13 protein-coding genes and 1 tRNA gene are annotated in these 16,534 nt (G+C 58.0%); 8 read left to right on the forward strand and 6 right to left on the reverse strand.

Going from position 1 to position 16,534, the window contains the following annotated elements; translation table 11 throughout:
• Positions 1 to 210: 210 nt before the first annotated feature.
• Positions 211 to 1,098, reverse strand: a complete 888-nt coding sequence (locus PMI01S_RS18090) for a Dyp-type peroxidase (RefSeq protein WP_084321394.1) — start codon at positions 1,096 to 1,098, stop codon at positions 211 to 213.
• Between the two features lie 186 nt (positions 1,099 to 1,284).
• Between PMI01S_RS18090 and PMI01S_RS18095 the strand changes: the two genes are divergently transcribed.
• The gene (locus tag PMI01S_RS18095; RefSeq protein WP_084321396.1) at positions 1,285 to 2,910 is read left to right on the forward strand and encodes an NADP-dependent glyceraldehyde-3-phosphate dehydrogenase; all 1,626 of its coding nucleotides are present in this window, start codon (positions 1,285 to 1,287) and stop codon (positions 2,908 to 2,910) included.
• 44 nt (positions 2,911 to 2,954) lie between these two features.
• On the forward strand, positions 2,955 to 3,998 hold the full coding sequence (locus tag PMI01S_RS18100; RefSeq protein ID WP_084321398.1) for an FUSC family protein: 1,044 nt from the start codon (positions 2,955 to 2,957) through the stop codon (positions 3,996 to 3,998).
• On the opposite strand, the gene PMI01S_RS18105 is transcribed toward PMI01S_RS18100, so the two are convergent.
• The gene (locus tag PMI01S_RS18105) at positions 3,999 to 4,892 is read right to left on the reverse strand and encodes a DMT family transporter (RefSeq protein WP_084321400.1); all 894 of its coding nucleotides are present in this window, start codon (positions 4,890 to 4,892) and stop codon (positions 3,999 to 4,001) included.
• 135 nt (positions 4,893 to 5,027) lie between these two features.
• Between PMI01S_RS18105 and PMI01S_RS18110 the strand changes: the two genes are divergently transcribed.
• Positions 5,028 to 5,465, forward strand: a complete 438-nt coding sequence (locus PMI01S_RS18110; protein ID WP_008028095.1) for an Lrp/AsnC family transcriptional regulator — start codon at positions 5,028 to 5,030, stop codon at positions 5,463 to 5,465.
• 65 nt (positions 5,466 to 5,530) lie between these two features.
• Here PMI01S_RS18110 and PMI01S_RS18115 read toward each other — a convergent pair whose 3' ends face one another.
• On the reverse strand, positions 5,531 to 6,202 hold the full coding sequence (locus PMI01S_RS18115; RefSeq protein WP_017339210.1) for a Bax inhibitor-1/YccA family protein: 672 nt from the start codon (positions 6,200 to 6,202) through the stop codon (positions 5,531 to 5,533).
• A gap of 123 nt (positions 6,203 to 6,325) precedes the next feature.
• Between PMI01S_RS18115 and PMI01S_RS18120 the strand changes: the two genes are divergently transcribed.
• From PMI01S_RS18120 to PMI01S_RS18140, 5 genes are all read left to right on the forward strand, one after another.
• A tRNA-Ser gene (locus tag PMI01S_RS18120) sits at positions 6,326 to 6,413 on the forward strand.
• A 498-nt stretch (positions 6,414 to 6,911) separates the two neighbouring features.
• On the forward strand, positions 6,912 to 7,847 hold the full coding sequence (locus PMI01S_RS18125; protein ID WP_084321402.1) for a LysR family transcriptional regulator: 936 nt from the start codon (positions 6,912 to 6,914) through the stop codon (positions 7,845 to 7,847).
• Between the two features lie 174 nt (positions 7,848 to 8,021).
• On the forward strand, positions 8,022 to 9,473 hold the full coding sequence (gene tcuA, locus PMI01S_RS18130) for an FAD-dependent tricarballylate dehydrogenase TcuA (protein ID WP_084321546.1): 1,452 nt from the start codon (positions 8,022 to 8,024) through the stop codon (positions 9,471 to 9,473).
• On the forward strand, positions 9,460 to 10,617 hold the full coding sequence (gene tcuB / locus PMI01S_RS18135) for a tricarballylate utilization 4Fe-4S protein TcuB (protein WP_084321404.1): 1,158 nt from the start codon (positions 9,460 to 9,462) through the stop codon (positions 10,615 to 10,617). The genes tcuA and tcuB overlap by 14 nt, the downstream gene beginning before the upstream one ends.
• 50 nt (positions 10,618 to 10,667) lie before the next feature.
• The gene (locus tag PMI01S_RS18140; RefSeq protein ID WP_139273053.1) at positions 10,668 to 11,963 is read left to right on the forward strand and encodes an MFS transporter; all 1,296 of its coding nucleotides are present in this window, start codon (positions 10,668 to 10,670) and stop codon (positions 11,961 to 11,963) included.
• A gap of 140 nt (positions 11,964 to 12,103) precedes the next feature.
• Here PMI01S_RS18140 and PMI01S_RS18145 read toward each other — a convergent pair whose 3' ends face one another.
• The 3 genes from PMI01S_RS18145 to PMI01S_RS18155 all read right to left on the reverse strand — a co-directional run bounded on the left by PMI01S_RS18145 (position 12,104) and on the right by PMI01S_RS18155 (position 16,508).
• Positions 12,104 to 13,777: a methyl-accepting chemotaxis protein gene (locus PMI01S_RS18145; RefSeq protein ID WP_084321408.1), complete on the reverse strand. Its 1,674-nt coding sequence runs from the start codon at positions 13,775 to 13,777 to the stop codon at positions 12,104 to 12,106.
• A gap of 80 nt (positions 13,778 to 13,857) precedes the next feature.
• Positions 13,858 to 15,111, reverse strand: a complete 1,254-nt coding sequence (locus PMI01S_RS18150) for an OprD family porin (RefSeq protein WP_084321410.1) — start codon at positions 15,109 to 15,111, stop codon at positions 13,858 to 13,860.
• A gap of 92 nt (positions 15,112 to 15,203) precedes the next feature.
• Positions 15,204 to 16,508: a CitMHS family transporter gene (locus tag PMI01S_RS18155; protein ID WP_084321412.1), complete on the reverse strand. Its 1,305-nt coding sequence runs from the start codon at positions 16,506 to 16,508 to the stop codon at positions 15,204 to 15,206.
• Positions 16,509 to 16,534 lie beyond the last annotated feature (26 nt).

Raw genomic sequence — 16,534 nt, forward strand, 5'->3', positions numbered from 1 at the left:
TCCACTGCACAGGTGTTGGTGTCGTGGCCATTGATTTCGAACGGGTTGTACTCGTCCACCATGCTGCTTGGTAGCGGGCAGGCGGTTCGATGGGGTCGAGATCTGGCAGACACCGCATTCTGTGTAGGAGCCGGCTTGCTGGCGATGGCGATTGTCAGCCACCCTCATTGTTGCCTGACCCACCGCTATCGCCAGCCGTGCTCCTACAGATCAGCCGACGCGCAATGCGCGCAAATCCAGATGACCGTCCTTCAAGGGCGGGCACCAGTAGTAGCCACCGGTAATCGGTCGACTGATGCGGTACAAACCGTCGGTGATGCCGTCTTCCAGACCGCTCATGCGGCGCAGTTGCGCTTCAAAGGCATCGAGGGAAAAACCGAACGCGAGGAACATCAGGCCGGCACGATCCCCTTCGATCCAAGGCATCGAACGACGGACCACGAACGCTTCCGGGGCAAAGCTCTCCTGGGCGGTGCGTTTGACGTGGGCGGAGATCGGCGCCTCATCGAGTTCTTCGTTGTCGCTCAGGCGACGGCCCATGATGTTGTCCTTTTCATCGGACGGCATGGCGTGGAAGCCTTTCAGGTCATGCTGCCACTGCTGGATCGCAGCGAAGCTGCCACCCACAAGACCCTCAGCGCCCTCACCCACCAGCGCAGCGGCTACGGCGGCTTCGTCGTGCGGGTTTTCAGTGCCGTCTTCGTAACCGGTCAGGTCGTGGCCGGTCAGGTGGCGGAAGGTTTCGTTCATCTGCACCAGGCGCAGGGCCGGTGCCAGCGCAGCTTCTATGGCGTTGCTGCGATTGAGCAACTCACCACGGTCGACGCCATGCAACCAGCACCACAGCGCGTGCTGGGTCGATGGGTTGTCGACACCGACACCAGTCAGCGCCGGAAATGGTCGCAGGCCTTCGATCTGACCATTGAGCGCCTGGACCAGGGATTCACCGAAACCGACCACTGCCGATTTACCGTCCACCAGCTGTGCCAACTTGTCGAGCGCGGCCGGCAGTGCATCGACGGATTCCAGCGCGAAGAACATATGACGGGCTTGAGGCGGTACTGGGGTGGCGAGAATGCCCGGCTGGTAGTAACTCATATGAACTCCTTAAGAAAGAGCACGAAGTTTACCCGCAGCGTTGGCCGTTGTGTGTTCTCAGGTCAAAAGATCGCGGGATCGTGAAATCCGCACTTAAAAAGTCGGACCAATAAGGCGTATAACCTTTGAAGTGAATTCTGAACTGCAAGCCGCCAGCGCTTGGCTTACATCACATGGAGTAGCGACATGACCACAGCACATATCCTTGGCAACCTGTTTCCAGACTCCAGCGACATCCCGGAAAAGTACCGCCTCGACGGTCAGACCGAGCAGCGTGAATACCTGGTCGACGGCGAGCTGAAAACCTGGTCAGGCCCGCTCGCCCAGGTTCGCAGCCCGGTGTACCTGACCGGTGAAAACGGCGACGAACAGGTCATCCTCGGCAGCACGCCGCTGCTCGATGCCGACACCGCGCTGACCGCCCTCGACGCCGCCGTTCGCGCCTATGACCGGGGCCAGGGCTTGTGGCCTACCATGCGCGTGGCCGAGCGCATCCAGCACGTCGAAACCTTCCTCGGGCGTATGCGCGAACAGCGCGACGCGGTGGTCAAGTTGCTGATGTGGGAGATCGGCAAGAACCTCAAGGACTCGGAAAAAGAGTTCGACCGCACCTGCGACTACATCGTCGACACCATCAACGCCCTCAAGGAACTCGACCGCCGCTCCAGCCGATTCGAGCTGGAACAGGACACCCTGGGCCAGATCCGTCGCGTACCACTGGGCGTGGCGCTGTGCATGGGACCTTACAACTACCCGTTGAACGAAACCTTCACCACACTGATTCCGGCGCTGATCATGGGTAACACCGTGGTGTTCAAGCCGGCCAAACTCGGCGTACTGTTGATTCGCCCACTGCTGGAAGCGTTCCGCGACAGCTTCCCGGCCGGGGTGATCAACGTCATCTACGGCAGCGGCCGCGAGACGGTCAGCGCGCTGATGGCCAGCGGCAAGATCGACATTTTTGCGTTTATCGGCACCAACAAAGCGGCCAGCGACCTGAAAAAACTCCACCCGAAACCGCATCGCCTGCGTGCCGCGCTGGGCCTGGATGCGAAGAACCCGGGCATCGTCTTGCCTGAGGTGGATCTGGACAACGCCGTGAGCGAAGCGGTCACCGGCTCCTTGTCCTTCAATGGCCAGCGCTGCACCGCGCTGAAAATCCTCTTCGTCCACGAAGAGGTGGTCGAGGCGTTCATCGACAAATTCAACGCCAAACTCGCGAGCCTCAAACCCGGCATGCCGTGGGAAAGCGGTGTGGCCCTGACGCCGCTGCCGGAGTCGGGCAAGGTCGACTATCTGCACGCACTGGTCGCGGATGCCGTCGGCAAAGGCGCCCGCGTGGTCAACCCCAATGGCGGCGAAGCCCGTGCATCGTTCTTCTATCCGGCGGTGTTGTACCCGGTGACGCCACAAATGCGCGTCTATCAGGAAGAACAGTTCGGCCCGGTAGTGCCGATCGTGCCTTACCGGCATCTGGACACCGTGATCGATTACGTCCTGGAGTCGGACTTCGGCCAGCAACTGAGCATCTTCGGCACCAACCCGGTGGCGGTAGGCCGGCTGGTGGACACCTTCGCCAACCAGGTCGGGCGGATCAACCTCAACGCCCAGTGCCAGCGCGGCCCGGACACCTACCCGTTCAACGGCCGCAAGAATTCCGCCGAAGGGACGTTGTCGGTGCATGATGCGCTGCGGGTGTTTTCGATTCGCACGCTGGTCGCGACCAAGTTCCAGGAGACCAACAAAGACCTGATCAGCGAAATCATCAGCGGCCGCAGTTCGAGTTTCCTGACCACCGATTACATCTTCTGAGGACAACGAGCCTGAGCACCTTCAGAGCCCAAAGACTGCCACCGCTGTTGCGCCGGGTACTGCGTCCGTTACTGGACCCGTACCGGCGCTATCGCCACGCCAAACTGATTCACGCCGTGCGCGTATCACTGGGGCTGCTGGCGACGATCCTGCTGACCACCGGCATCCACCTGCCCCACGGTGAGTGGGCGTCGGTGACGATGCTGGTGGTGATCGGCGGTTTGCAGCACCACGGCAACATCGGCAAAAAAGCCGCCGAGCGCGCCATTGGCACGTTGATCGGGGCTGGCGTCGGCCTTGTGTTGGTGGCGCAACAGGCCTGGCTCGGGATGCCGTGGCTGACCTATTTTGCAATGTCGGTGGTCTGCGGATTCTTCTCGTACCACGCCATCGGCAAGGGCGGTTACACGGCGCTGCTGTCGGCGATCACCGTGTTTATCGTCGCCGGGCATGGCGATAACCCAGTGACCGACGGATTGTGGCGCGGGGTGGACATCCTGATCGGCATTGCCCTGGCACTGGCATTTTCCTTCGCCCTGCCGCTGTACGCAGTTTATTCCTGGCGCTACAACCTGGCCGATGCCCTGCGCGATTGCGCGACGATTTACGGACGGATCATCAATGGCCAGTCCGTCACCGATGACGAGCACGTGAAGTTGATGAATCGCCTGAACGCGGTGATGGTGCAACTGCGCTCGCTGATGCCGTCGGTATCCAAGGAAGTGAAGATATCCATGACGGAGCTCGATGCGATGCAGCGTCATTTGCGGATGTGCGTCAGCACCCTGGAAATCCTCAGTAATACCCGACCGGATACCCATGACCCGAACGCGATGGCTCATTTGCAATCGGCGTTGAAAGCGGAGCATCGGCTGATTCGGGTGCAACTGGTGGGAATGGCGCGGGCGTTGAAGTCCGGCGCGTCGCAACGGCTCAGTCGACCTGTTGAACTGCCGGCGGATTCAAGCCTGGACGCACCCGTCTATAACCCGCTGGACGGTTACCGGTTGTTGATCCGGCAGCTGGCCAGCAACATCGGCGAGATGCGCCAGCGCCTGGCCAAGACCGCGCCGCGCTGGAACATTTGATTATTGCGTAACAGTCCGCCGAAACTTCAGGCTCCAGCCTTGCTGCATGCCGGCAGCGGCCAGCAGAATGGCGGCGACACCGATCCATTGCAGCGTTTCCAGGCGATGGCCGAAGGCAAACCAGTCGACGAAAATCGCCGCAATCGGGTAGATGAACGACAACGCGCCGGTCAGTGCAGTCGGCAACTTCTGGATCGCGCCGTACAGCAGCACATACATCACGCCGGTGTGAACAATGCCAAGGGTCACCAGGCTGGCCCATGCGCTCGGCGCTTGCGGCAACGCGGAGAAGTGCGCGAACGGCGCGAGCAACAACACGCCAGTGCTGACCTGAATCAGCGCAATCAGATGCGGTGGCGTGCCGGTCAGGCGCTTGATGATCAACGCGGCAATCGCGTAGAGGAACGCAGCGCCCAGCGCCAGCGCGATGCCCATCAGGTAATCATTGCCGCCCTCGCCCTGTTCACCGTGCGCGCTGACAATCGCCAGCATCCCCAGAAACGAAATGCCCAGCCAGAACAGCTTCTGCAAAGTGATTTTTTCGTTGAGGAACAGCGCCGCCAATCCGACCAGCATGAACGGCTGAACGTTATAGACCGCCGTGCCAATGGCGATCGAGGCGCGGGAGTAAGAGGCAAACAACAACACCCAGTTACCAACAATCGCCACGCCGCTGAGCACGGCCAGCAGGAAGGTGGTGCGGGTCAGAATGCCGGGGCGCAGGAAACCGAATGCCGCGCAGATCAGCAACAACGTGCCGGCGCCGAACACGCAACGCCAGAACACCACGTCCAGCACCGGCTGCCCGGACACCAGCACAAACCAGCCGATAGTCCCGGAAATCAGCATGGCGGCGGTCATTTCGAATGACCCGTGACGAATTGTTTTGTCCATCATCAGACTCCTGTGTTTGAGCCCAAAGTATGCCAATCCGCCGGGGGGCTTCTCCAGCGCAAAAAGCAGGCTAAACTCGGTATCTGCCTTTTTTATCAAAGCGGTTTCGATTAATCGCCTTACAGGGGATGCGCCATGACTGATGATATCGACCAAGTGCTGATCACGGCGTTGATGGAAGACTCGCGGCGTTCGCTGAAGGCCTTGGCGAACCTCAGCGGCCTGTCCTCGCCCAGCGTCGCCGAGCGTTTGCGCCGCCTCGAAGAGCGCGGCGTGCTCAAGGGTTACACCGTCGAGATTGATCCCAAATGCTTCGGCTATCAGCTCCAGGCCATCGTGCGTATCCGCCCGCTGCCGGGCCAGTTGCAGGAGGTGGAGCGGCAGATCCAGGCCATCCCCGAATTCACCGAGTGCGACAAGGTAACCGGCGACGACTGCTTCATCGCCCGCCTGCATGTGCGCTCGATGGAGCAGTTGGACACCCTGCTCGACCGCCTCAACACCCACGCCGAAACCAACACCGCGATCGTCAAGAAAACCCCGGTCAAGCGACGGTTGCCGCCGATGGCGTGAACCTTTACTCAAATCACAGACAAAAAAAACCCGCTTTCGCGGGTTTTTTATTTCAAGCCTGGCGATTAATCATCGCGGCTCATGATGCCGAAGATCTGCAACAAGCTGATGAACAGGTTGTAGATCGATACATACAGGCTGATGGTCGCCATGATGTAGTTACGCTCGCCGCCGTGAATGATGGCGCTGGTCTGGAACAGAATGCAGACCGACGAGAACAGCACGAAACCTGCGCTGATCGCCAGTTGCAGACCGCTGATCTGGAAGAACAGGCTCGCCAGCGTCGCACCCAGCAACACGAAGAAACCTGCGGTGATGAAGCCGCCGAGGAAACTCATGTCCTTGCGAGTGATCAGCACGTAAGCCGACAGACCGCCGAACACCAGTGCCGTCATCGCGAACGCCGAACTCACCACTTCCGCACCGCCCTGCATACCCAGGTAGCGGTTGAGGATCGGGCCGAGCAGGAAACCCATGAAACCGGTCAGGGCAAACGCCGACACCAGGCCCCACGCGGAATCACGGAGTTTGTTGGTAAGGAAGAAAAGGCCGTAGAAACCGATCAGCACCACGAAGATATTCGGGTAGCCGACACGCATCTGCTGGGCGACAAACGCCATCACGCCGCTGAATGCGAGGGTGAGTGCGAGTAAGCCGTAAGTGTTGCGCAGGACGCGGCTAACCTCTAGCTGCTCAGCCTGCACGCTGTTATTAACTGCGTAATCCTGTTCGCGCATGGCGACACTCCTGTTGGTTTGAAACGTTCAGTCGCAAAGATCATAACAGACGCTCTGTAACAAGCCATCCAGAGAGTTTGACAGTGTGTTTCATTCAGGTATTATGGCGCCCGCAACGCAAACGGAGGTGTGGCCGAGTGGTTTAAGGCAACGGTCTTGAAAACCGTCGACTGTAACAGGTCCATGAGTTCGAATCCCATCGCCTCCGCCATCTTTAGTACGACAAAGCCCTGATTATTCGGGGCTTTGTCGTTTCTGGGGTTTGGTAAAACCTGCCAGCCCACACTTCAGCCCACGCCCTGGATGAAGTATTACTTTTCGACCAGCGGCCAATTTTTCGGATGCTAAATTGTCGCTGCACTCCTGCAGTACTGATAAAGACACAGAGGCTGTAGGAGATCCGGGGCGAAAGTAACGACTTGATCTCGTTCCCAACACGCGATGATGCACTGCGGATTAAAGGCTCGACATATCACTTCTTTCACCTCTAACAAAACCTGGCAATCGCTGGTCGTCTTTAGCGCGTGCAGATCGCGGCTCAGGCAACCAGGCGTATCAACGTCAGGGATCGAGCTCGCTGATCAACTGAGCACAATGTTGACTGCCGAGGCATAACATCTCAGGCTAATGAGCGCAGCTCTGCCACAGAAAGTACCTGACAGCTCCGTGATCTGCACTCCAACAACAATTTAACGTGGAGCGGCAACGCTTGGAATTAAGACAGCTGCGCTATTTCGTAAAAATCATCGAACACGGAAGCTTGGGACGCGCAGCTCTTGAACTGGACGTCGGCGTTTCAGCCCTTAGCCAACAGATCGCGAAACTTGAAAGTGAGCTGTCAACCCGCCTCCTTAATCGCACCACGACTGGCGTCACACCTACCAGCTCCGGTATGGCGTTCCTGCACCATGCCCAGCTCTGCTTGCGGCAAGCCGAAAATGCGATCATGGCCGCTCACCGTGGGCGAATGAGTGGGTATGTCACCGTCGGAATGGCGCCCACGACTGCCACTGTTCTCGCCCTGCCACTGATCAATGCGATGCGAGAGCGCTACCCGGATATTCAATTGCATCTGGTCGAGATGTTGTCCGGGCATTTGGCCACGCAACTCAATGCTCGCCAGATCGACCTGGCCATTCTTTTTCAACTCGAGGGTGGTAAGCGCTGGAGCGTGACGCCGCTGCTCGACGAGAAACTATTTGTCATCAGCTCACCGCACCTGCCCCACGCACCACAAGGAACCAGCGTGCAACTGGCGGATCTAGGTCAACTTCCACTGGTGATGCCGAGTGCGCAACACGGTTTGCGCTCTACGCTGATGGTTGCGTTTGAACGTTCGGGATTGGCTCCCAACATCATCATGGAAGTGGATGGTCTTGCCGTACTGATGAACGCCGTACGCGCAGGTCATGCTGCCACCATCCAGCCCGGTGCGGCAGCGGCGCTCAAAGGTGAGTCGGGACTTTCAGTAGTGGAAATTTCCGATGCTCACGCAGGGCGACGAAACCTGTTGGCGACACTGCCTGATGATGAGCTGTCCCCCGCCGCCCTGGCTGCGCGGCTGGTTATTACGGATGTCGCTCGGCAGTTGGTCATTGATCAACAATGGCCGGGAGCGTCGTGGATCGAGGACGTCGTGCCATGATGCCGGCTAACCCTCTTCCCGGCGTCCAATACTGTTGTTATTCGCAGCAAAGCCTTTATAAAAACTAAACACCCCGAGTCATTTCGCGCCTTTCGACAATAAGCTGACAGCTCTACCTTCTCCCCACTCGCGAGGAGCACTTCGTTCATGCCTCCTTGCGATTGAGGAGTGATGATGATCGACGTATTAGTAATTGGCGGCGGCAATGCGGCCTTGTGTGCAGCCTTGATGGCTCGGGAGGCCGGCGCCAGCGTCATGTTGCTGGAGGGTGCACCAAAAGCCTGGCGCGGCGGCAACTCGCAACACACCCGAAACCTGCGCTGCATGCACGACGCGCCGCAAGATGTACTGGTCGATGCCTATCCCGAAGAAGAGTATTGGCAGGATCTGCTGAAGGTCACCGGTGGGCTTACCGACGAGAAGCTTGCACGTCTTGTCATCCGTGCCTCGTCGAACTGCCGTGACTGGATGCGCTCCCATGGCGTGCATTTTCAGCCATCGCTGTCCGGCGCCCTTCATGTTGCGCGCACCAATGCATTTTTCATGGGGGGCGGCAAAGCGCTGGTTAATGCGTATTTCCGTAGCGCCGAGCGGCTGGGCGTCAAGATCCGCTATAACGCTCAAGTCACTGACATTGAGATGGAAGGCGCAGAGTTCGTCGCGGCGTACATCGGTGAACGTGAGATCGATGGTCAGCGTTTACCCGCCGAGCGTATTCAGGCCAAAGCCTGCGTTCTGGCGGCTGGCGGTTTCGAGTCGAACCGCGAGTGGCTCCGTGAGGCTTGGGGTCAAAACGATCGCGGTGAATGGCCGTCAGACAACTTTCTGATTCGCGGGACGCGCTTCAATACCGGCGTACTGCTTCGCCGCATGCAGAACCTGGGCGCCGATTTTATCGGCGACCCGACTCAAGCACACATGGTGGCCATCGACGCCCGTGCCCCCCTCTATGACGGTGGTATCTGCACCCGTATCGATTGCGTATCGCTGGGCGTAGTGGTCAATCGCGACGGCGAACGCTTCTATGACGAAGGCGAGGATTTCTGGCCCAAGCGCTATGCAATCTGGGGACGCCTGGTGGCCGGGCAACCCGGTCAACAGGCCTACTCAATCATCGACCAACAAGCCCTCGGCCGTTTCATGCCTCCGGTGTTTCCTGGCACTAAAGCCAACTCCCTGCAAGACCTGGCCCGCCAATTGAAGCTTCCCGTAACGCAATTCGTCAAAACCATCGAGCAATACAACGCCGCCTGCCGCGTTGGCACGTTCGACCACACCGCGCTGGACGATTGCCACACCGAGGGTTTGACACCCGCCAAAACCCATTGGGCTCGCCCACTGGTAAAGCCCCCCTTCTGCGCCTACCCGCTCAAGCCCGGCGTGACCTTCACCTATTTGGGCCTCGCTACCGACGATACCGCCGCCGTTCACTTCAACGGCAAGCCTTGCCCCAACCTGTTCGTCGCAGGAGAAATGATGGCGGGCAATGTATTGGGCAAGGGCTATACCGCCGGCATCGGCATGGCCATCGGTACCGCATTCGGTCGGATTGCCGGTGTACAGGCAGCCGCTTCGGCAGGCTTTGTTTCTCGTTCACAAACGGAATTTAGACATGCAGCTGTTTGATCCCAAGGCACCGAGCGATTTGATTCCGGTGCTCAACCTTGATGAAAGCGAAGTTCAGCGACAAATGACCGTTTGCAATGCCTGCCGTTATTGCGAGGGCTTCTGCGCTGTATTTCCGGCCATGACACGACGTCTGGAGTTTTCTCAGGCGGATATCCACTACCTGGCGAACCTTTGCCATAACTGCGGTGCGTGCCTGCATGCCTGTCAGTACGCCGCACCTCACGAATTCGAAATCAATGTACCCAAGGCCATGGCCAAAGTCCGCCTCGACACTTACGCCGAGTACGCCTGGCCACAGGTGATGGGCACGCTATACCGGCGCAACGGACTGACTCTGGCACTGTCAGCCGGTGCCGGGCTGGCATTGTTCCTGTGTCTCACGTTGATGGTGATGGGCAACCTGTTCACGGCGATACCCGGGGGAAATTTCTACGAGATCTTCCCCCACAACACCCTCGCCGTAATGTTCGGTGCCGTTTTCGGATTCGCGGTACTCGCGTTGACCCTTGGCGTGCGGCGCTTCTGGCGCAATGTTTCACCGGCCGACGCGCCCGCGCAGGAAAAAACCGCTGCTGCACTGGAAGCCACGGCCAACGTCGCCCGGCTCAAATTTCTGGACGGAGGCCATGGCGAGGGCTGCAATAACGCTGATGATCGATTCACCTTGTGGCGGCGGCGCTTCCACCACTTCACCTTCTACGGCTTCATGCTGTGCTTCGCAGCCACTGGGGTCGCCACGCTCTACCATTTCCTTCTGGACTGGTCGGCGCCCTACCCCGTATCGAGCTTGCCAGTGATGCTGGGCATCAGCGGCGGGCTCGGGTTGCTGGTCGGCCCTGCGGGTCTGTTGTGGTTGAACCTGCGTCGCAATCCCGAACACGGCGACGAAAACCAGAAACCCATGGATCGCGGCTTTATCGCACTGCTGTTCCTGGTCAGCGCCAGCGGCCTGGCACTCCTGGCGTTCCGTGAAACCGCAGCCCTGGGCCTGTTGCTGGCGATCCATCTCGGCCTGGTCATGGCGTTTTTCCTGACCATGCCCTACAGCAAATTCGCCCATGGCATCTTCCGTAGCGCCGCGCTGCTCAAGTACTCCATCGAAAAACGCCAACCCAACCCGATTAACGCCGGAAGCGACTGATCGTAGAACCACTCATTCCAATAACAATATTGATCACCTGAGTAACCATAATGAAAACAACAACTCAAGACAGCCGATCCAAGGGGTCGAAGCTGGGCGCCATTCTACGGGTCACCAGCGGCAACTTTCTCGAACAGTTTGACTTCTTTCTGTTCGGGTTTTACGCGACCTACATCGCCCAGACGTTCTTTCCTGCCACCAGCGAGTTCGCCTCGCTGATGATGACCTTCGCCGTATTCGGCTCGGGATTCCTGATGCGCCCACTGGGCGCTATCGTGCTGGGGGCATACATCGACAAGGTGGGGCGGCGCAAGGGATTGATCGTGACACTGTCGATCATGGCAGCGGGAACGGTATTGATTGCACTCGTGCCGGGCTATGCCAGCATTGGTGTCGCGGCACCTGTACTGGTATTGATGGGACGACTGTTGCAGGGCTTCTCCGCAGGGGCGGAGATGGGTGGCGTTTCAGTGTATCTGGCTGAAATCGCCACGCCGGGTCGCCGCGGTTTCTACACCAGTTGGCAGTCGGCAAGCCAGCAGGTGGCAATCATTCTTGCAGCCGCCTTGGGCTACACGATAAACGCGTCCATGGAAGCTGCCGAAGTGGCCGCCTGGGGCTGGCGGATCCCCTTCTTTATAGGGTGCGTGATTATTCCATTCATCTTCGTCATTCGCCGCTCGCTACAGGAAACCGATGCGTTCAAAGCACGCGCGCACCACCCAAGTGCCAATGAAGTGTTTCGCTCGATGCGAGACAACTGGCGAACAGTGCTGGCGGGTGGCTTGCTGGCCTCAATGACCACCACCACGTTCTATCTGATTACCGTCTACACCCCCACCTTCGGAAGGACTGTACTGAACCTGAGCACCACCGACAGTCTGGTGGTCACGCTCTTCGTCGGCCTGAGCAACTTCATTTGGCTACCCATCGGCGGCACACTCTCCGACCGTATCGGCCGTCGCCCCTTGTTGCTGGCGATTTCCTTGCTGTGCCTGTTCACCGCTTATCCCGCCATGCATTGGCTGGCCGCAGCGGCAAGCTTTGAACGCCTGCTCGCCGTGCTGTTGTACTTCTCTTTCTTCTTTGGCATTTACAACGGCGCGATGGTTGCAGCTTTGACTGAGGTGATGCCGCAGAACGTACGAGTCGTGGGATTTTCTCTGGCATTCAGTTTGGCGACCGCTTTTTTTGGCGGTTTCACACCCGCCGTATCCACAATCCTGGTGCAGGCAACCGGTGACAAGGCGTCGCCTGCCTACTGGCTGATGTTTGCCGCTTTGTGTGGTTTCACAGCGACGACGATCTTGTATCGCCGGCAAAAAGTAGTGACAGTCAACGCTTGATCAACGAGCGGTTTCGTTGGCGTTCAATCGCTCTACCCTGCCTGCATTGACTCGTCTTTCGTATCAATGCAGGCCTGCCACGCATCTGTCCTGTCCAACACCCTGCCCCATCGTCCTGATAAGCGCCGAGCAGGACGGCATCAAATTTTGAAATGCCCCAGCAAGCTTTGCAGGCGATTACCGATCATATGCATCTCGTCGACTGTCTTGACCCCGAGCTGAGTCTGGTTGGCAACGGCGTCAATTGCGCGCGCGATCTGATGCACCCCACGATTGATCTCTTCCGCCACCGAGGTCTGTTCCTCGGCAGCACTGGCGATCTGTGCGTTCATCGCATTGATAGTCGCGATCAGCTCGACAGTGTTGCCCAGGAACTCACCCGCCTGGTCGGCCTGAGCGTTAGCGCCTTGAGCGGCTTCGGTGGATTGGTGCATTGCATTGACCACCCCTCCAGTAGCGCTCTTGAGGCGTTCAACCATCGCTTGGATTTCCTGGGTACTCCGCTGGGTACGGCTGGCCAACGCTCGCACTTCATCAGCAACCACCGCAAAACCGCGCCCGGCAGCACCTGCACGGGCGGCTTCAATGGCCGCATTGAGCGCGAGAAGATTGGTCTGTTCAGCAATCGAGCGAATGACATCCAGCACGGAGACGATAGACGTTACATCGCTTTGAAGATGCTTCATGGAAATACCGCTCTCATCAAGCTCAACGGTCAGCGCCTGAATTCGCGTAATGCTGCCATCGACAATTTGCCTGGCGTGCCGGGACTGCTTGTCGGTCTCGACGGCTGCCTCTGCAGCATTTTGTGCGCTGACCGACACCTCCTGCGCCGCCGCCGACATCTGGTTTATGGCCGCAGCCACCAGGTCTGTTTCCTGACGCTGCTTGTCCATGGCACGATCAATTTGTCGGCTCTGATCGGCCACACGACTGACGGATCCATTCAACTGCTCGCTCATGGCAACAATCTGGCTGACAAGGCTGTGAATCTTTTCGATAAACGCATTGAACGAACCGGCCAGTTGCCCAAACTCATCTCGACTGACAACCGGCAGACGCCGCGTCAGATCCCCCTCGCCCGCAGCGATTTCATCAAGGTGGGCCCGGATCAGGGTCAAGGGACGCAAGCTGCGCTTGACCAGCAGTAAAGCCAACGCACCGATAATGCCAACCAGCACACAAGCAATGATGGCGATGCTGTACATCAAGCTGTGCACCCGCGCATCAACATCAGCCCGCACCTTGGCGACCTGAACTTCAATACTGTCCAGATTGATCGCCGTGACCACCACCATGTCCCACTTGGGCAAATAAAAACTATATGCGAGCTTCGCCACCACCTTATCGGTGTTGACCAACCCACCCGAATAGGTGACGAAGTGAGTCTCGTTTTTTGCCGCAGCGACCATTTCGCGGTTCAAGTATTTTCCGTTGATGTCTTTGCGATCACTCATGTTGGTGCCGATGCCTTCGCTGCTTTCACCGCGAAACAGGCGTACAACCTGGCTGTCATAACCGATGAAATAGCCGTCATCGCCGTACTTCATTTTCGACAAGCGGGTGATCGCCAACGCTCGGCTGGACGGATCCCCGGCAGCAGCCCGATCATAAAGTTCGGCGATGGAAGTGCGAGCAATGCTCGCGTAATCCTTGAGCCGAGCACGGCTCTCCTCAAGCAGTCGCTCGCGGGTCTGAGCGACTTCTTGCTCGGCCTGGGACTGTAAAGTGCCGCGGGTGCTCAAACCTGAAACCAGGGCAAACAACATCACCGGAAACAAGGTCAGCAACAGTATTTTGGTTTTAAACGACATCGTTGAAATCCTTCACCCAATCCTGTGAGGCCGAGGCTGAAAAGGCGGCCTGCGAATATCGCGAGGCCGCGATCAGGGAATCACCAGAGCGCGATGTCGTAGGTAAAGTAGATCCGATTACTATCCCGGCCACGGGAATAATCAGAGCGGTAAACGTAGTTACGCAACCGCACACCCAGCCCTTGGAAGGTGCCTTGCTGCACTACATAAGCAAGTTCGGCGTCACGCTCCCACTCTTTTACCGTGGTGTTGGACTTACCGTCGTTGCCGCTCAGATAGCGAGTAGAGAAAGTCAGGCCCGGCACACCGAGGGCGGCAAAGTTATAGCCGTAGTTAAGCATCCAGGTCTTCTCATCTTCCTCGATGAATTTACCTATCCCGGCGTTGCTGAACGAGTAGACAGTCGCGCCACTGATGAAGGGCAAACCGGCATCGCCGCTCAGGGTCTGGTATCCGCCACCAAAGGTGTGGCCGGAAATGGCATAGGACAGTTGCCCGCTCAGCATGTTGTTATCGATCTTGCCGCTGTAGGCAGAGCCGGTGTCGACACTGTTGAAGTAGCGTAAATCACTGGTCAGTACACCGCCGCCCAAGGGTAGGTCGTGCTGGATACCTGCAAAATTCTGACGGTAAAAGTTTTCCAGTTCGCCGTAGAAGTAACTCAAACGAATGTTTTTCCCGAGCTTGTATTCGGCGCCGGCATAGCTGAAATCTCCGGATTTATCACCGCTGTAGCCGTCAGGAACAATCGGCATACTGTCGCTGGAATCACGCAGTTTGAATCGATCCAGATAACCCCCGGTGAGGGTGAGGTTCTGAATGTCGACGCTACTGATTTGTGTGCCTTGGTAGGTTTGCGGCAATAAACGCGCATCGTTGTAGATCAGCACCGGAGTCTTGGGGAGCAAGGTGCCGTATTTGACCGTGGTCTTGGCCAGTTGGGCCTTGGCGGTCATCCCCATACTTGCGAATTCGTCGGCCGCACGACCGTCATCATGGACGGGCAACAAGCCAGTCCCGCTGCGCCCACGGCCTGAGTCGAGCTTGACCCCGACCAAGCCAAGGGCATCCACACCAAACCCGATCGTGCCGGGGGTAAATCCCGACTGATAATCCAGCAGGAATCCCTGGGCCCACTCGGTTCGTTCGCTCTTGGCCGTCCTGGCCGCTTTGGCACTCAAGCCATGCTCGTCGCGGAAATTTTCATTGAAATAGACGTTGCGTAATTGCAGCTTGAGCTTGCTGTCGTCGATAAATCCTTCTGCACTGGCACTGGCCAGCGGCAACAAACCAAGAAATGAAAACAGCACCCGTTGGGTATGCAAAGTGGTCATTGGCAAACTACTCATTGTTGTTATTTGGAGTGCAGGACGTCGCGCGCCTCGCTGATGAGGCGCGTCAGGGAAGAACAGATGGTGTGGTTGAATCAGGTGAAGAGACTGATCGCACCGGTCAACAGGGCTATAGCCGTGATCACCAGGGAAGTGAGAACTGCCCATTTGACGGTGGCTTTCTGGAAGTCACCGATATCGCGATCGACCATCCCCACCAGCAACAGGGTCGAAGCCACGAGAGGGCTCATCAGATGCACCGGCTGTCCGAGTATCGAGGCCCGGGCGATTTCAAGCGGGTCGATGCCATAGGCAGCGGCCGCGTTGGCCAGGATAGGTACAACCCCGAAGTAGTAGGCATCGTTGGAAAGAACAAAAGTCAGCGGCATGCTGGTGATCGCCACCACCAGTGGGAACAGATGACCCCAGGATGGCGGAATCCAGTCAACCAGCGTTTGCGCCAGAGAATCGACCATCTTGGTGCCCGAGAAAATCCCGGCAAAGATACCGGCGGCAAACACCAACAGTACGACAGTCATGGCGTTGCCCGAGTGGGCAAGAATGCGTTCTTTCTGAATATCCAGTTGCGGGTAGTTGATCATCAGTGCCAGGACAAAGCCGATCAGGAACAGGATCGCCGAGTGCATGATCCCCATGACCAGCGCGACCATGACCGCGATCACCAGCAACAGGTTCACGTAGGCAAGTTTAGGCCGCTTGTGCGGGGTATCGCCCAGGATCGCGTCGATGTAGCAATTACCGCCACCGCTTTGTAGCTGCACATTACCGATGCGCTTACGCTCGGCACGGCCCAGGAGGAAAGCGGTAAACACCACCCACATCGCGCCGCCGATCATGGTCGGCAGCAAGGGCACGAAGTATTCGCCGGCATCCAGGCCCAGTGCCGCGATTGCCCTTGTAGCGGGGCCACCCCATGGGGTCATGCCGCTCATGATACTCAAGGACAACATGGCGATGGTCGCCAGAATCATCGGATTCATGCCGATACGCTTGTACAACGGCAGCATTGCCGCGCAGGTGATCATGTAGGTGGTTGTGCCGTCGCCGTCGAGCGCGACCACCAGTGACAGCAGCGCGGTGCCGATAGCAATTTTCATCGGATCGCCGTTTACGCGCTTGAGAATCTTGCGAATCAACGGGTCGAACAACCCCGCATCAATCATCAGGCCGAAGAAGAGGATGGCGAACAGCAGGAGCGCAGCCGAAGGCGCAACCATCTTCAGGCCGTCGAGCATCATCTTGCCCGTAGTGCCACCAAAACCGCCAATCACCGCAAACACTATCGGCACCACAGTCAGGGCGACAATCGGCGATAGGCGTTTCGACATTATCAGGTAGGTGAAAACCACCACCATGGCCAAACCAAGAAATGCGAGCATAGGTCAGTTCTCTTGTTCTTATCAGT

It is taken from the genome of Pseudomonas migulae NBRC 103157, from assembly GCF_002091715.1.
In the GTDB taxonomy this organism is placed as follows: domain Bacteria; phylum Pseudomonadota; class Gammaproteobacteria; order Pseudomonadales; family Pseudomonadaceae; genus Aquipseudomonas; species Aquipseudomonas migulae_A.